Source organism: Bacteroidota bacterium, from assembly GCA_016706865.1.
In the GTDB taxonomy this organism is placed as follows: domain Bacteria; phylum Bacteroidota; class Bacteroidia; order Chitinophagales; family BACL12; genus UBA7236.
On the sequence record JADJIS010000002.1, the window covers coordinates 661,666 to 681,324 of the forward strand.

Consider the following 19,659-nt stretch of genomic DNA (forward strand, 5'->3'; position numbering starts at 1 on the left):
AAACTTCTAAGCAGACTTAAGAAGTTGCGGCTACGCAAATTAACTAAACTACAATATCTATGAGTAAGAAAAGAGTGTTGATTATAACGCAGGAAATGCAGCCTTATTTAAATGGATCAGATATCGGAGATATAGCAAGGGCACTTCCGCAATATATTCAGGATCAGGGGAGCGAGATACGGGTATTAATGCCTAGATACGGTGTAATCAACGAGAGAAGACACCGTTTGCATGAAGTGGTTAGATTGAGTGGGATGAATATTATTCTTAATGATGATGATTACCCTCTTATAATTAAGGTAGCCTCTGTTCCAGGTGCACGTATGCAGGTTTATTTTTTGGATAACGACGATCTTTTTAAACGCAAATATATTTTTCACGATGAGAACGATCAGTTCTATGAAGACAATGCCGAACGTATGGTTTTCTTCTGTAAAGCTGCATTGGAAACCGTGAAAAAATTCCAATGGGCACCGGATATTATTCATTGCCATGGATGGATGACCAGTCTTATCCCTATGTATATTAAAACCGCTTACAAAAGTGAACCGGTGTTTCAAAATACCAAAGTGGTTTACTCTATGTATGATGGTATGTTTAAAGAAACTCTTTCTAAGGATAAGTTTTTAGAAAAAGCTCCCATTAGCGTAAATATCGAAAAGGACGACCTGGCACAATATGCCGAATACAATCATATCGGATTGTGTAAAGGGGCTGCTTCATTTTCTGATGGCGTTATAATCGGTAGTAAAGAAATTGATAAAGACATCTCTAAGTATTTGAAAGCATCAGGAAAACCGGTACTGGAATTTACAGAGGAAGATTATCTGACAAAATACAGCGAATTTTATAACCAACTGGATCAATAATTTCCATAAACATTCCGTTATAGGCCTGATGAAAAATGCAGCTTTGATTATTGTTGGCGGGTTGATGATATTAACAGCTTCATGCCGAAAATCGAATTTTATTGGTGAAGAATTACTACCTGAGGAAGACTTTCTCAATTCAACACGCGTAGATACTTTTAAAATTGTAACCTATACCGAGACTGACGATTCCGTTGTTACCAGTCAGAATGTATTTTTTGCATTGGGTAGTATCAGCAGTGAACGGTATGGCAATTCCACTGGAAATATTTACTCTCAGGTGATGCTGCCAACCAACAATTTATTTTTTGGTGATGCTCCCGGAATTGATTCTATCGTAGTTACCATGGATTACGCCGGTTATTATGGTGATACAGAAGCGCGTCACACTGTTTCTGTTTATCGTATGATAGAGCGAATGGAATCCGGAAAATTATATTATTCCGATGCAAGATTTCATGTGTTGCCAATTGCTATTGGCAAAAAGAAGGAATTTGTACCAAATTTAAGTGATAGTGTTGTGCTGGCCGATGGTTCGATATATGAACCACATTTACGTATTAAATTATTCGATTCCTTCGGGCAAAATTTATTAGATCTGGATACTACTATTTTGGAAAATGATACAAGTTTTCTCCAGTTTTTACAGGGAATATATATTGAAACCGATACAATTACAGATGGATTTTCCAATGGTATCATGTATTTTGATATGACTTCCACACTCTCCGGGTTACGTATTTATTATCACAACAGTGAAGCAGATTCCCTGTCGGTGGTATTACCTTTTACGGGAGTTAAATCCAACAGATTTACCCATAGTTATTCAGCAGCAACTCCGGTGCAATCAGCATTATTATTTCCTGATTCCATAAATGGAGAACAGAATACCTATGTGCAGGGTTTCGGAGGATTGCGAACCATCGTGAAATTTCCTACGCTTAAAAATCTGCAGGATGTTTCTATAAATAAAGCTGAACTTATTTTATCAGTTACTGCCGACGATGGACGAAATTTTGCTCCGCCACCAAAGATCCAATTAGTGCAATTAGATTCCACAGGACATAATTTTTATTATATAGCACTTTATAGTATTGAAGTATACTCATCTATTGTGGATGATAATTTCGGAACAAATAATATTGGCGGTAATGTTACCCGGGTAGAAAGTTTGACGGGCAGGTCGGTATTACAGTATAAATACATAATTACTGAACATGTGCAGGAGATATTACAAGGTTCCATCGAAAATTATGGATTTGCATTAATTTGTCAGCCTGGAAACAGAATACCAAATGCCGTAACTTTAGGTGGAGTTCAATCAGAAAGAGATTTTTTTAAACCAAGTCTCTCTATTACATACACGACGATAAACAAATAAAAGTATGTGTGGTATAGTAGGTTATATCGGGCATCGTCAGGCTTACCCGGTTATCATTAAAGGCCTGCATCGTTTGGAATATCGCGGTTACGACAGTGCCGGAGTTGCATTGTTAAACGGCGATCTGAACATTTACAAAATTGCAGGTAAAGTAGCCGAACTCGAAAAAGAGGCGGAGGGAAAAAATACCGAAGGCACTTGCGGAATTGGTCATACCAGATGGGCAACACACGGTGAACCAAATACCACCAACGCACATCCGCATGTAAGTGAAAGCAAAAATCTCGCTATCATACATAATGGTATCATTGAAAATTACGCTTCTCTAAAAACAGAATTAATTAAACGCGGTCATCAGTTTTTATCAGATACCGATACAGAGGTATTAATTCATTTGATTGAGGATATTCAGTTAAATGAAAAAACGGACCTGGTGGAAGCGGTACGCATTGCATTAAATCAGGTGATCGGTGCTTATGCAATTGTAATTATATCAAAAGATAATCCCGATATTTTAATTGCTGCCAGAAAATCATCGCCACTTGTTATCGGAATAGGGGAGGATGAATTTTTTATTGCAAGTGATGCGAGTCCGCTCGTTGAATATACGCGAAATGTTGTGTATTTAAATGATGAAGAAATTGCTGTTGTGAACAGAACAAATGAATTGATAATTAAAACAATTCACAACGAAAAAATAACTCCTTACATGCAGGAATTGCAAATGCAATTAGACATGATCGAAAAAGGTGGATACGATCATTACATGCTCAAAGAAATTTATGAGCAACCTAATTCCATTAAAGACAGTATGCGCGGAAGATTGATCGGATCAAAAAATTCTATCGTGTTGGGAGGAATAAAAGAATACGAAAAGAAATTAATAAACGCAAAAAGAATAATCATTATCGGTTGCGGAACTTCGTGGCATGCGGGATTAGTTGGAGAATATTTATTTGAAGATCTTGCACGCATTCCAACTGAAGTGGAATATGCAAGTGAATTTCGTTATCGCAATCCTGTGATCAGTGAAGAGGATATTGTGATTGCAATTTCACAAAGTGGAGAAACTGCAGATACGCTCGCTGCAATTGAATTAGCAAAAGCAAAGGGAGCAACTATTTTTGGAATTTGTAACGTTGTTGGTTCTTCCATTCCGCGCACAACACATGCCGGTTCATATACACATGCGGGTCCTGAAATTGGTGTTGCAAGTACTAAAGCATTTACAGCGCAGGTTACTGTGCTCACGATGATGGCATTAAGTATTGCAAGAAAAAGAGGAACAATTCCCGAAAGTAAATACCAGGCAATTGCAATTGAATTAAGTAAAATTCCCGAAAAGGTACAGATAGTATTAAAATCGAACGAGCATATTAAACAGATGGCGGAAGAATATATGCACGTTAGTAATTTTTTATATTTGGGAAGAGGATTTAATTTTCCAGTTGCATTAGAAGGCGCATTAAAATTAAAAGAGATATCCTACATACATGCAGAAGGTTATCCCGCTGCAGAAATGAAACATGGTCCTATTGCATTGATAGATGAAAATATGCCCGTAGTTGTTGTTGCAACAAATATGAGTGCACACGATAAGATCATTAGCAATATTCAGGAAATTAAAGCGCGTAAAGGAAGAATCATCGCCATCATTTCCGAAAGCGACACCGTAATAGAAGCCATGGCCGAACACGTAATTCGTATTCCCGATACAGAGGAAGCGTTAACTCCTTTATTAAGTGTTATTCCACTACAATTACTCGCGTATCACATTGCTGTGCGTTTAGGCAGAAATGTGGATCAACCTAGGAATTTGGCTAAGTCGGTAACTGTGGAATAGGACACTGGATGAAGGACACGGGACACGGGACTTGACACAGGACGATGGAAATGGGACATAGGAAAACAAATAATAGAATAAAAAAGGGGAATCCGCCGGTAGGCGGACAGGCGCGGATGACGCTGATCAGGGGGATTTAAAAGGATTTTTTTTTAGGATATTATTAACAGAAGTAACTCGTTAAATTTTCGCACAAAATTTTACTCTCCTGTAACTTGTAAATTAAACTTTTGATAAATTTCAGAGGTGTAAACACACTTGATAATTAAATTAAACACCTCTAAAAATTTTCTTGAATAAATCCATTTTCAGGTTTAGTTTTTTTAAGTCCTATGTCCTTTTTCCCTGTCCTAAGTCCAGTCCTTTGTCCTGTGTCCTATGTCCTATGTCCTATATCTCACTCGACCCATAAAACCGAATTCCCCGTCCCAAACTCATTCTCTTCATACAAAGGATTACCCGGATCAACCATCCAGGTTCCATCCACTACATATTTATATAATTGTTTCCCTTTATCAAGATGAACAGGAAATACCCAACCGGCATCTGATTTTAGCATGGTATAACCGGGATCAGACCAGTTATTAAAATTGCCGCTCAACAATATTTGTTTTGCATTTGGAAATGCATTTAAAACAAAAGTGAAATTCGGGTCAACCACTTTCACCGAATTTGTTTCTTCTGCTCCTCCTACTTTATAAGGATTGTCAGGATCTACTATCCATTTTCCATCCACAATAAATTTATAAGCATAATTTCCGGGAGCCAGCACATAAGGTAATTTCCAACCTGTTTCAGTTTTTTGCATTATTAATTGCCCTGAATTCCATTCGTTAAATGTTCCGGAAAGAATTACCTGATTCGCATTTTGAAATCCCTTTAAAATAAATTCCGTAGTATTTCCGATAGCGATCACCGAGTTGAAATTTCCCATTCCATCATTGTTAATATTTTTATTTCCGGGATCGGTCATCCATTCCCCATCAACTATGTATTTGTAACTATGTGTTCCATTATTTAAATAAATTGGAATTTGCCATCCGGTAGCAGTTTTTTCCATATCCAATTCTTTTTCCCTCCAATCATTAAATGTTCCGGTTACATACACATTTTTTTTGTTGAGATATCCATCTAAAACAAATGTATGGTTACATCTGAAATAAGTGCTGTTATAGCTGCTGTATCCGTCTTTTTCTTTCTGATCATTATTGAGATCATATATCCAATTTTCGTCAACAATAAATTTATAAAAATATTTTCCGGGGATCAATTTTATTTTTGCTATCCATCCGCTGTCTGTTTTTTGCATAGGAGTCGCATCTTCTTTCCAATTATTAAAATTTCCACTAAGAAAAACTTTTGAAGCATTTACATTATTTTTTAAATAAAATATGGTTTCACCTGCAGCATTTTCAAATACATTTCTTTCCTTTTTAAAATGATTTGCACCAAATGTTACAGGCCCGGGGTATCCGGGTTCGCCGGGTGGATTGATATTGTCAAAAAATATGGGCTGACTCCCCCAATCAAATTTCGCAATATCAGCATTTAAAGGTTTGGATATTTCAGCAAAATTTTTTTCGAGTCTGGTTAAGGTCCAGCCTTCTTTTGCAAGTGGTCCTATTTTACTATAATTAAAAAGGCTATCCTCATTTAATCCAAAATACAGTATCAGGCTTTTATATTCCTCCTCATTTCTTTTGTCGATGCGTATTACCAATTTGTCGTCTTCAACGCGGATCACTTCGCTGGTTATCTGACAAAACAAAATCTCCGGATTAATTAATCCGAGAATAAATACGATTATAATTTTGATGAGATTTGATCTGTTCATCTTGTTTCCTCCTTATAAAAATACTGATATAATTTCTTTTTTTTGGTATTAATGATCACTAATCCCTTTTCCAGAAATGGAAACCCGAGTATGCCATCAAGGGTGGTATTATATGCTGTTTCTAAGCTGGATAAACCGGTCAAAACAAAAGCCATATTTTTAAGAGAATCTTCGTCAACTATCAAATAGTCAAGCTCACCTCGTAATACTCCTACATTTTGATCAGAACTTCCACCTAATACTGCTCTGTTTGTCAATGAAAAATGACTCAGCACTTTATTATTTACAGTATTGTCGAGCACATTGATCTCCGCACCGGTGTCGAAACAAAACCGCAATTTTTTACCTGCACTCTCTCCGTTTAAATAGATGATATCATTATACAACTCTATAGGAATATCAATATCAGGAATTAGTGTATCTATATCCCCCTTAAAAATTCTTTCACCTGCTTTATCCAATTTATATAATATGAGCTTAGAATTTCTTTCATCAATCACCATCTCCATGTCAGTAAAAAGATTGGCTCCGAGCAGGCCTAATATTTTAACTCCTTTTGCAGTTTCTATATGACCTAGATTAACAACATCGGCATCAAGATCAGTAAAATATAAACTATCTATTATCAAAGAATCAATTACCTGACGAAAAATCTGTGTGTTTGTACCGGCTATTCCATATGCGGTGGAACCACCGGAAAGTTTCCAATTTCTGAAGTATGTTTTGTTTAGAACTAATTTCGGAGCACCCGTATCGAATATAAAATTTCCTTCTAAGCTATCTATACGAGCTTCTATCAAAAAAAGATTATTAACCCGTTTGAGTGGAATTTCTAATTTCTCAAAATTGCCCATTGGAATAGCGCCATCAAAAACAGGTTGAGAAATTACAGGTGGGATCACTGAAAAACGCATAGTGAAACTGCTGACAGTAATTGCGATAATACTGAAGAGCAATAAAATAGTATGTTTTTTAGTTCTCAACTATTATTTAAAGGAATGTGTTATTGCAATCCTTATCAAAAATAACAACTTAAAATGTTAAGGTCTGCTATATTTTTGATACAAAAAAATTAAAGCCATTACTAATTAAATAATAAGGATAAACATGTTAAACCACCATCCATCTTTTCAAACTCCGACATGTCTAATTCAATAATATTATAATTTAATTCTGTGAGTATGTTTTTGGTCTTTGGGAAACCTTTTGGAATTATCAATATATTTTCAGACAATCGAATGCAATTCGATGCATATAATTCATCAGGTGGTATCTCAATTTTTTGGTATTGTTCGAACTCCTGTTGTTTTAATACAGAAGGCCAACCTATAATTTTGTTGTTGCCGATATATGCTATTCCGGTTTTTAGGTGAAGAATATCCTCCAATTTTAATGCAAATGTTTGATACCCAAATTTTGCGGTTATCTCTGCGAATTGACGAATGCCTTCAGCGTTTGTTCTATCGCTCAATCCTATATAAAATTTATCTTCAATTTTTAAAACATCGCCACCTTCTAAGGTTCCGGGATGGTCAATGAAATACAATTTTTTTATCGTATTTAATATTTTGTTGATGGTTTTTATTTCTTCTTTTCTGCTGGATACGCCAGGATTTGTAATAATTGCAGCTTCCTGGAAAACAACCGCAGTATCTTCTACAAAACATCCATCCGGAAAATTAATATCACTTTCCAGAGTTTTCACTTGAATGCCTGATGACTCCAGGGTTTTTACATATTCGGCATGTTGCGCCATTGCTTTAAAAAAATCGGGCTCACCTAAATTTGATGTGGTAATTCCCTGGCTAAAATTAATTCCGGGTTTGCGGGTAATTGCGTTTTTATATAACATGCAATAGGTAATTGAAGAATGCGCTGGAAGAAACAATAAAAAAACCTTGCTGAAAATTCAACAAGGTTTTTATTTTAAAAATTAAAATTATTTAGTTGCTGCCTTAAATTTTTCGCTCACAACATTCCAGTTAATAACATTGTAAAAAGCACCGATATAATCAGGGCGGCGATTTTGATAATTCAAATAATATGCATGTTCCCAAACATCAATACCGAGTATAGGAGTTCCTTTTACTTCAGCCACATCCATAAGTGCATTATCTTGATTGGGTGTTGAATTTACAACAAGCTTTTTATCTGCACCAACCATAAGCCATGCCCATCCGGAACCAAAACGTGTTGTTGCAGCAGCTGAAAATGTTTCTTTGAATTTATCAAAGCCACCCAATTGCGAATTTATTGCATCCATCAGATCGCCTGTTGGCATGCCACCGGCATTCGGCGCCATAATTTCCCAAAATAAATTGTGGTTGTAAAATCCACCCCCGTTATTTCTAACTGCAGGAGATATCTTAGAAACATTTGCAAGAATTTCCTCTATCGTTTTATTTTCCCATTCAGTTCCTGCAATTGCATTATTTAAATTGTTTGTATAAGCAGCATGATGTTTATCATGATGGATTTCCATTGTTTTTGCATCAATATGCGGCTCCAGAGCATCGTTTGAATAAGGGAGCGGTTGTAGTTGAAATGCCATAGTTTTTAATGTTTATTTGTTAGTTAATTTTTTAAAGTATTGAAATGGTTTACCAAACAGCAAAGTTAAGTTGCGACCGATAAACCACGCAACTGTAAATGTAAACCTATCAAATTAAAGTCGGGTTCATTAAGGGAGAATAAATTTTCAAGTGAGACGAAATAGGAGTCGCAGTCGCGGTCGCAGTCACAGAATCTAACCCAGAACGCAGAACAATAATATCGAATAAAGAACAAGGAATAAGAACAACAAACTATCGACGCCCGAATGATTTTCCTCCGTCTTAAACCTTTGCTAACCCTGCAAACCTTGACAACCCTGCCAGCCAGTCGCAGTCACAGTCTCAGTGGCAGACTCAGTATCTAACCCAGAACCCAGAACTCAGAACTCAGAACTCAGAACAATAATATCGAATAAAGAACAAGGAATAAAGAACAACAAACAATCCACGCCCGAATGATTTTACTCCGTCTTAAACCTTTGCTAACCCTGCAAACCTTGACAACCCTGCCAGCCAGTCGCAGTCGCAGTCTCAGTGGCAGACTCAGTATCTAACCCAGAACCCAGAACACAGAACCCAGAACACCGAACCCAGAACAATAATATCGAATAAAGAACAAGGAATAAAGAACAACAAACAATCCACGCCCGAATGATTTTACTCCGTCTTAAACCTTTGCTAACCCTGCAAACCTTTACAACCCTGTTAGCCAGTCGCAGTCACAGTCTCAGTGGCACACTCAGTATCTAACCCAGAACCCAGAACTCAGAACCCCGAACAAAACTACCTCTTCCCCTTAAAAAAATTCACCAACAATTCCCTGGCTCTATCGCCTTCAATTCCGGTGCTGATATCTGTTTTGGGGTGTAGGAGATGGCCGTAACGCGAATATCCCATTTTTGGGTCGGATGCAGCATAAACAATTCTTCCAATTTGAGCCCAGTGGCAGGCTGCGGCGCACATAGGGCATGGCTCCAGGGTGACATAAAGGGTGCAATCCACGAGATATTTTGCACCGAAATGATTGCAGGCAGCAGTAATAGCCTGCATCTCGGCATGAGCAGTGGGATCTTTCAATCGCTCTACCAAATTATGCGCCTTTGCTATGATCTGATTATTGGAGACTATTATTGCGCCTATCGGCACTTCATCCTCTCCCAAAGCCTTATCGGCAAGTTTTAATGCCTCCTGCATAAAATATGCATCCGGATCTGATATTATTCCCATTGTGACAAAGGTAACTGTTAAATAAAGTTTGATACACTCAAAATCAAAGAGTAAAAACTGGAAATTTTGTTCAAATTGGAGCAAAATGTGACAAATAACTCGCTAACATTCAATTATCTGTAACATTTGCGGGGTTTAGTTCATCTACTCTTAAAATTACCTTAATTCCTTCAAAAAGATATTTAACTCATCGTTTTTGAATTAACTTTGACCGGTCATGAAAAAAATCATTTTTATTGCAATATTATTGGGCTTAGGTGAGCTTTCAATAGCCCAATCCACAATTTCGTTACAACAGGCTATTGATATTGCAACGGAGAATAATCTGCAACTAAAACAAGGGGCTGCGGGAGTTGAATTTACAGCAAGAGCATCTCAACAGAGTCGTTTATTATTACTGCCAAATTTAAATCTGGGAACTTCTTATTTTTCCAATTTTGGTTATACTATCGACCCTGTTACAAATATTCCTACTGCAAATAATTTTCAAACAAATGGTTACCAATTAACCTCTCAGGTGAATTTATTCAGCGGAGGTAGTATAAATAATACGATCAAGAAAAGTAAAACTGATCTGCAGGTATCTACCATGAATTATAAAGAGCTTGTAGAAAATACACAGTTTCAAGTAATAAGTGCATACTTAAGTGTAATGTTTGCAGAAGAACAAGTAAAGATCGCAACTCAAAAAATAAGTACTACCGAATTGCAATTATCAAATTCGCAAAAACTCGTGAATGCAGGAAGTATACCGGAGGGAAATTTATTGACCATACAAGCACAATTGGCGCAAGATAAATTATCTTCTATTCAGGCAGCAAATAATTTAGACAGAGCATATCTCGATCTAAAATTATTATTGCAAATGAAACCGGATGATCAGATAAGAATTGTTTTTCCGGATGTTACAAAATTGGAAAATCTTTTAAGTGCTCCGGTTCCCAATGCAAATGATGTTGCAGATTATGCAATTGCAAATAAAGCGAGCATAAAAAAATATGAATATCAATTGATGAGTGATGAACTCTCCAGAAAAATTGCTGCTGCGGGTGCTATGCCTGTACTGAGTTTGATCGGGCAAATTTCCACTAATTATTCCAATGCAATTTATCCTCCTTATATTACGGAAGCTGATGCCTTTAATGTGCAGCTAGATAATAACCTGAGCGAGGTTGTTGGATTATCATTACAAGTCCCGATCTTTAATAACGGTCAGGTATTATTAAATAAACAAAATGCGGAACTCACTATAATTAATACACAACTCAATCAGCAAATTGCAATTAATGCTTTGCGTCAAAGTATAACACAAGCAGTAAACGATATGAAAGCTGCAATTGCTTCCTATGATGCGGCATTAAAAAATTATGAAGCTTCTCAAAGTGCATTCGATTTTGCGGAAAAGAAATTTAATATGGGTACTGCATCATCTTTCGATTATACAAATTCGATAAATGTTTTGGCCCAGGCGGAATCAAGTTTAGTGCAGGCAAAATACGATCTGATATTCAAAGCAAAAATTATTGATTATTATTTAGATAAACCATTGGATTTTTAAAATTATAAATATGCGTTTAGTTAAAATTTTTGGAGGCATAATAGCCTTTCTTGTAGTAATTTATCTTATTGGTAACAGTCAGGGCTGGTTTGGTGGAGGCAAAGGTATTGTTGTAAATACCGATACCGTACAAAAACGCGATATTGTGGAAACTGTGACTGCAAGTGGAAAAATTTATCCTGTAACACAAGTTGCAATTGCTGCCGAAATTTCAGGTGAGATAGTGGATCTTGCTGTTAAGGAAGGTGATAAGGTTAAAGAAGGTGATCTTTTAATGCGCATTAATCCAGACTTATATGAAACTCAGGTGGAACAAGCGCAGGCAGGTTTAGATAATACCAAAGCGCAATTGTCGAGTGCAAGAGCGCGTGTATTACAAAGTAAATTGCAATTTGATAATGCTAAAATTGCTTTCGACAGAAGTACCCAATTATTAAAAGACAAGGTAATTTCTCAAATGGAATATGAGCAGGCACAACTCAGTTTCGAAACTTCAAAAGCGGAATATGGTATTGCACAGGAAAGTGTTACCGCAATGGAATACACTGTAAAAAGTTCGGAGTCGATGTTAAAAGAAATGCGCAATAATTTTAAACGCACTTCTATTTATGCACCTGCAAACGGAACAGTGGTTGGATTAAATAAAAAGAAAGGAGAAAAAGTTTTAGGTACCATTCAAATGACCGGCGACCAGTTAATGAGCATTGCCGATCTTACACAGATGGAAATACAGGTTGATGTTAGTGAAAATGATGTATTGCGTATAGATGTAGGTGACACTGCAGAAATTGAAGTGGATGCATATATGAACAGAAAATTTAAAGGAGTGGTTTTCCAAATTGCAAACTCTGCCGGAAGTAATAGTCTTTTATCGGCAGCAACAGAACAGGCTACGAATTTTAAAGTTAAAATTTATTTGCTTCCGGAATCTTACAACGATCTTATTAAAGAAGGAAGTAATAAATATTATTTTTATCCCGGTATGAGCGCAACAGTTGAAATTAAAACAAATGTCGCACAAAGTATTTTAACCATACCAATTCAAGCTGTTGCAACAAGCGAAGATACTTCAAGCACCTCCGGAGATAAAAAAATTAATGAGATCGTTTATATGCTTGAGGGAGATAAAGTGAAGGAAGTAATAATAGTTACCGGATTACAGGATGATAATTATATTGAGGTTAAATCGGGTTTGACCGACGGACAAACAATTGTAAGCGGACCTTATAATACCATTACGAATATTTTGAAAAATGGAGATGCTGTGAAGGTGGAGGAGAAAGAGGAATTAAAAAAAGAATAGTTGGTATTATTATTCTGCAGGTTAATAGTTGAATTCAATCCAAATAAATAACCCGCTATAAATTATAGCGGGTTATTTATTTAAAAACAAGTTCAAATACCTACTTATTTCATCTTAATTAAAGTTTCTGTTTCTTTGTGCAATCCTTCAGTTTCAATTACAACTTGATAAGCACTTGGAGAAAGGTTGGAAATATCAACTATTTGTCCTTCAATAACATCCGATAATTGGATCAAACTTCCAAATAGATCATAAATTTTTATATTTAAATTAGGTACTTTATCACTACCAGTATTTTTTTGGTGTACTATGAAATATGTTCCCGCGGGATTCGGATAAATTGAATAAATATCCTGAATATTTCCTTCTCGCATTATTTCTTCAATTTCAATCGGCACTACAAAATAACCCATTGAAATTGCAGGCAACCTTACACAAACTCCATTTGGGGAAGCTGTTGAAAATGCTCCTGGACAAGTTAAATTAGGAGAATAGGTATCATCCAAACCTGTTATTTCAAAGTAGTTATCATTATTTACAGTATTGGCGCAGGTATTGTATTGGCTATTGATATCAAACACAGCGGCAGACCCCGCGGTAGAATATAATTGATCGGCATCAAGAATTAAAGCATCAATATCGGTACTTAATATTGCCTCAAAACCTGTTTCTTCAAAAGCTTCCACAACATCACCGGGATGAATATAAAAATCTTGTGTTAGTTCGGTACTGTTTGAATAAAAAACAATCAGTTTCGGATCGAGCGGATCAACATCAATAAAAACCGTTGGAGCAATGTTATCATTTAAACTTGCCATCGTGGTTTCAGTTCTTAGATATTGCAGATCATTATCGTGAATCACTCGCCATAATTGTACGGCATAATATGCTGCCCTGCGCACAAAATATGGGGCAATTTCCGCACTGTCACAACTGACAATTTCACCGATTCCCTCCTGATCTGATTGTTGGGAATTCGTCATCAACATGGTGGATGATCCACCAAGAAAATTCTGGATGGTCGTTCTTGTAATTAAATTACTGCTGTAATCAGGATCGTAACTCATTTTTACATTCCATAAAAACCAATTTTGGAGCAATACGGCATGCGCAAATGTATTTGATATGCTTGCCTCAAAGTTTTTAAATCGGGCGGTATTTACTTCCGTAAATTCATCCGGTGGTTTTACCAACACTACCTCATCATCAAGATTGTATTCCGTGATCCAGATCTCTTTAGTAGTAGGTCCTTCATCGGAATCTGTAAATTGCATTTGATGTGCATGTTCGGTAAATGAATGGTCGATTCCATCCAGCACAAACTCCTTGAAATTACCAGGTTTCAAGTCGTCTGCCGGAATACCTGAAATTTCAAGAAAAGCAATTTCAAGGTCCTCATCCACTGTTGCGTACTCCCATTCAGGTGTATATAGATAGGCAGTAATTTCTTCCGTACCTTCCAGTGCCCCAACTCCAAATCCAGGATGCAGCTGCAACATCAGATCTCGCCAATTTGAATTTACCTCGCAATCTACACTGGTGTTGGTTGTTGTATAATAAGGATGAAAAACGATAGCATCGAAAAGATAAAAACTTTCACTAGATACTTCATCATAGAATTCTGCCATACGCACATTCCAATCAGGATAATCGCATTCGCAGTCTTCAATTCCTGTATCAGGTTCTGTAATCGGTGGGGTGGTATTTACAACAGTATGCCCTTCTTCATATGGATCGAAAGGAGGTAATAAATTAAATCCCCAGGAAGCCCCGCAATTTGGAGTATTCATGGCAGGTAGTCCAATTTTGATATGATAATAGGCAGAATGACCTTTTATTGCCTCTAAAAAGTTGTGATCATCCTCCATAACATCTTGCAAAGCATCGCGCAGCTCATCTTCTTCCGTGCCTCCGAAACCTTCATAATTCCCACCGTTGATATAATCCCAATAATGATCAAAATCAGAGAATCCCATCGACAATTCACCGAATGTATTTGCCACCTCATTGCCCATTTCCACACCGATCAGGTTTACTCCTTTATCCCATAAATAATCGATTACTTCCAACATTTCGGTTGTGGATTGCGATTCAATATTTACGCAATAGATCACCTCTACATCATGACCGGGGTTATCGTGCTCTATTTTTTCAATCAAGAGTATCAGTTCATTAATATATAATGGGCGTGTTTCAGGTGTTGTAAGAAGTGCTGCATTATAAGTAGGTTGGTCTATACATTTTTGGTAAAAATCCTGAAATCGTTTTGTTAATCTTGAATCGATCCAATCACTGCAACCTACGCAATCCGGATCTTGTAATTGCTCTTCAATTTCATCGTAATGTAAAACTCCGGGCGTAATTTCAGGTGCGTCCTCCAAATCATCACTCATATCAAAATACGAGATCATCTCCTTCCAATTATATCCATACCCACCATAACTGATATTCTCCACCGGATCATAAGAACCCATTGGGTGCATAAATTTTGCACTAGCCCCGCTGAAAATCCGTATTGTTTTTGGTGCCAGGGCTGAAACGGCTTCCCAAGGGTCAGGGGCTTCAGTGTAATTTGTATTATTTGCGAAAGCTGCTTTATTCGGTTCAAAAAAATCGGTAAGGTTTACGCCGATGGATCCTTGGTTTACCGGTGCATTTTGATGGTGCAACTCCACCACCATCTGTTTATTCGGATTGTTGATGACCCATCCGTTTTCGAGCAGTGAATCCGGCATAGGTTCGGCATAGGTAATATAAACGGTATCCAAACCTGAAGTATAAATATCTATCGTATCTCCAATTTGATGTACAATGGTATCATCTTTTTCTCCGTCATATTCTGAAAAGCCCCTCCCGTTGCCATACATGTTTGTGTTTGAAATTCCTTTTGCAAATGCATCGCAAAAAATTAATGCTGAAAACAAGAATAACCCATGTGTCAGGTTTTTAATAAAACCCAATCTCCGTAAAATAGAATACTTCATCGTGTAAGGTTTTAAGGTGTGAGAAAAAAAATGTTTCACCAAATCTAACTTACGATATTGACAATTCCAAATACAAAAAAAATTGGACATGTCACAAATTCATGGAAAATAATTTGCATTTAATTATAATTTAATTAATTTGGTACTAACAAAACCATAAAGTGAAACACTATTTATTAATTTTTCTTTTTTCTATCGGATTAGTATTCTTTTCTTCATACCCAATTTGGGCACAATCTCCAGAAATAATATGGGAAAAGGGATTTGGAGGAAATAATGACGATCGGGCCATGGACGTGATTGAAACACCTGACGGAGGTTATCTTACCGTAGGATATACAAATTCACTTGATGGAGATATTACTTTAAACAAAGGAGAAAGAGATTTTTACGTCGTTAAAACCAATGTTGACGGTGTCATAGAATGGCAGTACACGTATGGTGGGTCAGAAAATGATTATTGTTATGCTGTGTGTCTTGGAATATACGGAGGCTATGTTTTGGCAGGCTCGACACAATCTAATGATGGTGATGTGACGTTGAATCAAGGTGAGGATGACTATTGGATCATAAAAATTGATGATCTCGGCAATATTGAATGGCAGAAAACGTACGGTGGAACAACTAGTGATACTGCCCTTGATATTGAACGAACTTCTGATGGAGGCTATATTGTAGCGGGAAGATCTCAATCAAATGATGGAGATGTTACAGGGCAACATGGAGCCTTAGATTATTGGATCCTAAAGATTGATACCTTGGGTAATCTCAACTGGCAAAAATGCTACGGTTCTACTGATTCTGATGAAGCTAAAGCGATAATCGAAACATCGGATGGCGGTTTTGTTGCTGTAGGTTATTCATACGGTTTCGACGGGGATGTAACCGGTGGTTGGGGAAATGCAGATTATTGGGTAATTAAAATTTCCGTGGATGGTGTCTTGCTTTGGCAGAAAAAATACGGTGGTTCGGTAACGGATATAGCTCATTCAGTGGTGGAAAAAGCTGACGGAGGATTTTTAATTGCCGGGGAAACCTATTCGAATAACGGACTTGTGACTGGGTTTCATGGTTCGCTTGATTGCTGGGTAATTTTTGTGGATGCTATGGGAAATTTGGAATGGCAACGACCTTATGGTGGTAGTGGAGGAGAGAGTGGTAAAAGAGGTATAATTAAAGTATCCGAAAACGTTTATGCGTTTGCAAGTTCGTCACAAGATGCCGATGGTGATATAACAGCGAACAATGGTGCATCAGACTATTGGCTAGTTGGTATTGATACTACTGGAAACATTTTGTGGCAAAGATCAGTAGGGGGCAGTGATTACGATGCGACCTATGAAATTGTTTATTCAAGTGATGGGAATTTTGTGCTTGTTGGAATGTCTTACTCTACAGACTTTGACGTAACTGAAACATATACCGGTTATAATTATTGGGTAGTAAAACTCGGCTTTTGCAACTCTGTATATTACGCTGATGTAGATGGTGATGGGTTTGGGGATATTATGCACGATACAATTGCCTGCAACCTGCCTATGGGTTATGTTACAGACAGCACAGATTGCAATGATACAAATAATTTAATCTATCCGACAGCAGAGGACATCTGCAATTCTATTGATGATAACTGCAATGGATTGATCGATGAAGATGCTGACTTTATTACCTGGTATGCAGATATGGATTCAGACGGATTTGGAGATTTTTCAAATGATTCCATTTCCTGTTTTGAATTATCTGGATACGTAATTGACAACACCGATTGCAATGATCTGAATGCAGAAATTAACCCTTTAGCAATTGAAATATGCAACGAAATAGACGACAATTGCAACGGCGCAATTGATGAAGGATTAACTATAAACACCTTTTATCTTGATACTGATGCAGATGGTTTTGGTAATGTAGATATTTTTACAAATTCTTGTCTGGAATTTATTACAGGTTACGCTTTAGACTCCACCGATTGCAATGATGCAAACAATTTAATTTATCCCGGTGCTCCGGAACTTTGCGATTATTTAGACAATGATTGTGATGGAATTATTGATGATAATATTGTTTATATCCATTCATACCAAGATGCAGATGGAGATAACTTTGGAAATGTAACTGTTGATTCACTATCCTGCGCATTACCGGATGGATTTGTTTTTGACAACACAGATTGTGATGATACAAATCCAAACATATATCCAGCTGCAGAAGAAATATTAAATGGCTTGGATGATGATTGTAATGGGTTGATTGATGAAGGACTAACCATAAACGAAACTATATTAAATTCAATAAAAATTTATCCAAATCCGACAGAGAATATTTTGTTTGTTGAATACTCTGCCGGAAATATTCTTTCAATCGAAATCATAAACAGTGCAGGACAAATTGTAATGACTGAATCTTTAACAGCATCACACTTTCAAATACCGGTAAATAAATATTCTTCAGGAATTTATTTGTTGAAACTTAAAACATCAGATGCTGATTCAGGAGTAATATTTGTGAAAGAATAAATTACTGCATAAATTAAAACTTTGAAAACCTACTTTCAATTAGGGGTTTGTCATAAGAATTTTCGTGTCATAACTATATCATAATTTCCATTTGCATATAACCCTGTGTGTAAATATCCGTTTATAGCATCATAACATTTATTTCATCACCCTAAATATTTTGTTATGGCACAAATGGTAACCGGCAGCTCTGCCCAAAAAAGAAAAGCTCCTCTTGTTGATCTTACCCCAATGGTTGATCTTGCATTTTTACTAATTGCATTTTTTATGCTTACTACAACTTTGCTGGAAAATAATGCAATGGTATTGAATATGCCAATTGACACCGATGATCCTGCAACTATCAGTCGTGATAGAATAATGACCATCCTCGTCGGAGAAAATAATAACATCTATTATTATAAAGCCGATGAATTGGATAAGTTAAAGGAGACTGATTATAAAAATGATGGACTTCGCAATTTATTATATGATAATAATAAACGTGTGAATGCTCTTTTTGGAAATGAAAAGGGGTTGGTGTGTATCATCAAATTGTCAGAAAATGCAAATTATAAAAACATGGTGGATGTGTTGGATGAAATGGTGATATGCGATGTTGCTACTTATGCCATCCAGGATATTACAGAAGAGGAGATTGACGCACTTAAATTAAAAAAATAACAGCAGTTGCTTATGGAATATTCTTTACTATTTCATCTCAATCTAAAATCAAAACTTAACTGCTATGAAAAATCCAAACTTCTATCTCGAATCAACAATAGATGACATTGTTTTCGAGGATCGCAACCAGGCTTATGGTGCTTATCAATTACGCAAAGACTCATCCCGTTTTTTAAGAATTTCCTTGTTTATTGGATTGTTTTTGGCTTCTGCGGTTTCCGCATTCAGCCTCTCGAAAAAACATCCGGAAATGCTTACAAAAGATATTGTGGTAAAAGTTGATGTTGTTAATCTTGAACCAAAATTACCTAAGGTGGAAGAAGTTTTACCTCCACCTCCACAAGAACAAGTAGTTCAACAAGCAACCCAGGCTTTTAATGAAATGGTTGCTACTGCAGATCCAAATGTTTTGATAGATGATGTTCCTACAATTGATGATCTTCAAAATAGAGTGATCGATAATTATACGATCGACAATCCAGTTATCGGAGAAACTCCTATCATTAATACAGTAACATCTGAGCCTGTAATAAAAAAAGAAGATTACATTCTGTTCCCTTCACAAATGCCTGAATATGTTGGCGGAACAATGGCAATGATGAAGTATTTGGGCGAAACTATTGAATACCCGCGTCATGCACGTGACAATGGAATTGAAGGTATTGTTTATGTAAGTTTTATTATCAATACTGATGGAACAATTTCTGATGCAACAGCTGTAAGAGGAATTGGTTATGGTTGTGATGAAGAAGCAGTGCGCGCAATTATGTCCATGAAAAAATGGATACCAGGAAAACAAAATGCCAGTCCGGTGCGTGTTAAAACTACCATACCGATAAAATTTGAGTTAGAAGATTAATTTATTTTGTTTTACGATCAGGTTTCGACCCGTAGCAGAACTTCTTCGAAGTTCGCTGCGGGTTTTTTTT

At 36.6% G+C, this 19,659-nt stretch carries 14 protein-coding genes; 8 read left to right on the forward strand and 6 right to left on the reverse strand.

The annotated features are described in order from the left end of the window. Nucleotides 1-59: 59 nt before the first annotated feature. The 3 genes from IPI31_05930 to glmS are packed head-to-tail and all read left to right on the forward strand — an operon-like array spanning nt 60 to nt 4,093. A complete protein-coding gene (locus IPI31_05930; GenBank protein ID MBK7567350.1) occupies nt 60-869 on the forward strand; it encodes a glycogen/starch synthase in 810 nt (269 codons plus the stop codon). A 28-nt stretch (nt 870-897) separates the two neighbouring features. Continuing rightward, nucleotides 898-2,250 carry a DUF4270 domain-containing protein gene (locus tag IPI31_05935; GenBank protein MBK7567351.1) on the forward strand — a complete coding sequence of 451 codons (1,353 nt, stop codon included), beginning with the start codon at nt 898-900 and terminating at the stop codon, nt 2,248-2,250. A gap of 4 nt (nt 2,251-2,254) precedes the next feature. Further along, nucleotides 2,255-4,093, forward strand: coding sequence for a glutamine--fructose-6-phosphate transaminase (isomerizing) (gene glmS / locus IPI31_05940; protein MBK7567352.1), 1,839 nt, complete (start codon nt 2,255-2,257; stop codon nt 4,091-4,093). Nucleotides 4,094-4,490: 397 nt separating this feature from the next. Here the strand turns inward: glmS and IPI31_05945 are convergent, their stop codons facing one another. From IPI31_05945 to IPI31_05965, 5 genes are all read right to left on the reverse strand, one after another. Beyond that, complete coding sequence (locus IPI31_05945; GenBank protein MBK7567353.1) at nt 4,491-5,927, reverse strand: hypothetical protein; 1,437 nt, start codon at nt 5,925-5,927, stop codon at nt 4,491-4,493. Beyond that, on the reverse strand, nt 5,924-6,910 hold the full coding sequence (locus IPI31_05950) for an aspartyl protease family protein (protein ID MBK7567354.1): 987 nt from the start codon (nt 6,908-6,910) through the stop codon (nt 5,924-5,926). Before IPI31_05950 ends, IPI31_05945 begins: the two co-directional genes overlap by 4 nt. A 101-nt stretch (nt 6,911-7,011) precedes the next feature. After that, entirely contained in the window at nt 7,012-7,779 is a 768-nt protein-coding gene (locus tag IPI31_05955; protein MBK7567355.1) for a N(G),N(G)-dimethylarginine dimethylaminohydrolase, read from the reverse strand. An 87-nt stretch (nt 7,780-7,866) separates the two neighbouring features. Next, the gene (locus IPI31_05960; protein MBK7567356.1) at nt 7,867-8,478 is read right to left on the reverse strand and encodes a superoxide dismutase; all 612 of its coding nucleotides are present in this window, start codon (nt 8,476-8,478) and stop codon (nt 7,867-7,869) included. 784 nt (nt 8,479-9,262) lie between these two features. Next, complete coding sequence (locus tag IPI31_05965; protein MBK7567357.1) at nt 9,263-9,673, reverse strand: nucleoside deaminase; 411 nt, start codon at nt 9,671-9,673, stop codon at nt 9,263-9,265. A gap of 250 nt (nt 9,674-9,923) precedes the next feature. Between IPI31_05965 and IPI31_05970 the strand changes: the two genes are divergently transcribed. After that, entirely contained in the window at nt 9,924-11,264 is a 1,341-nt protein-coding gene (locus IPI31_05970) for a TolC family protein (protein MBK7567358.1), read from the forward strand. Nucleotides 11,265-11,274: 10 nt separating this feature from the next. Further along, a complete protein-coding gene (locus tag IPI31_05975; protein MBK7567359.1) occupies nt 11,275-12,567 on the forward strand; it encodes an efflux RND transporter periplasmic adaptor subunit in 1,293 nt (430 codons plus the stop codon). Nucleotides 12,568-12,671: 104 nt separating this feature from the next. Here IPI31_05975 and IPI31_05980 read toward each other — a convergent pair whose 3' ends face one another. After that, a complete protein-coding gene (locus IPI31_05980) occupies nt 12,672-15,551 on the reverse strand; it encodes a T9SS type A sorting domain-containing protein (protein ID MBK7567360.1) in 2,880 nt (959 codons plus the stop codon). 161 nt (nt 15,552-15,712) lie between these two features. Here IPI31_05980 and IPI31_05985 point away from each other — a divergent pair, with 161 nt between their 5' ends. The 3 genes from IPI31_05985 (at nt 15,713) to IPI31_05995 (ending at nt 19,589) form a co-directional block, all read left to right on the forward strand. Next, nucleotides 15,713-18,067 (forward strand): T9SS type A sorting domain-containing protein, encoded by a 2,355-nt coding sequence (locus IPI31_05985; GenBank protein MBK7567361.1) that lies wholly within the window; start codon nt 15,713-15,715, stop codon nt 18,065-18,067. Between the two features lie 165 nt (nt 18,068-18,232). Next, nucleotides 18,233-18,730, forward strand: coding sequence for a biopolymer transporter ExbD (locus IPI31_05990; GenBank protein ID MBK7567362.1), 498 nt, complete (start codon nt 18,233-18,235; stop codon nt 18,728-18,730). Nucleotides 18,731-18,794: 64 nt separating this feature from the next. After that, nucleotides 18,795-19,589: a TonB family protein gene (locus tag IPI31_05995; protein ID MBK7567363.1), complete on the forward strand. Its 795-nt coding sequence runs from the start codon at nt 18,795-18,797 to the stop codon at nt 19,587-19,589. Nucleotides 19,590-19,659 lie beyond the last annotated feature (70 nt).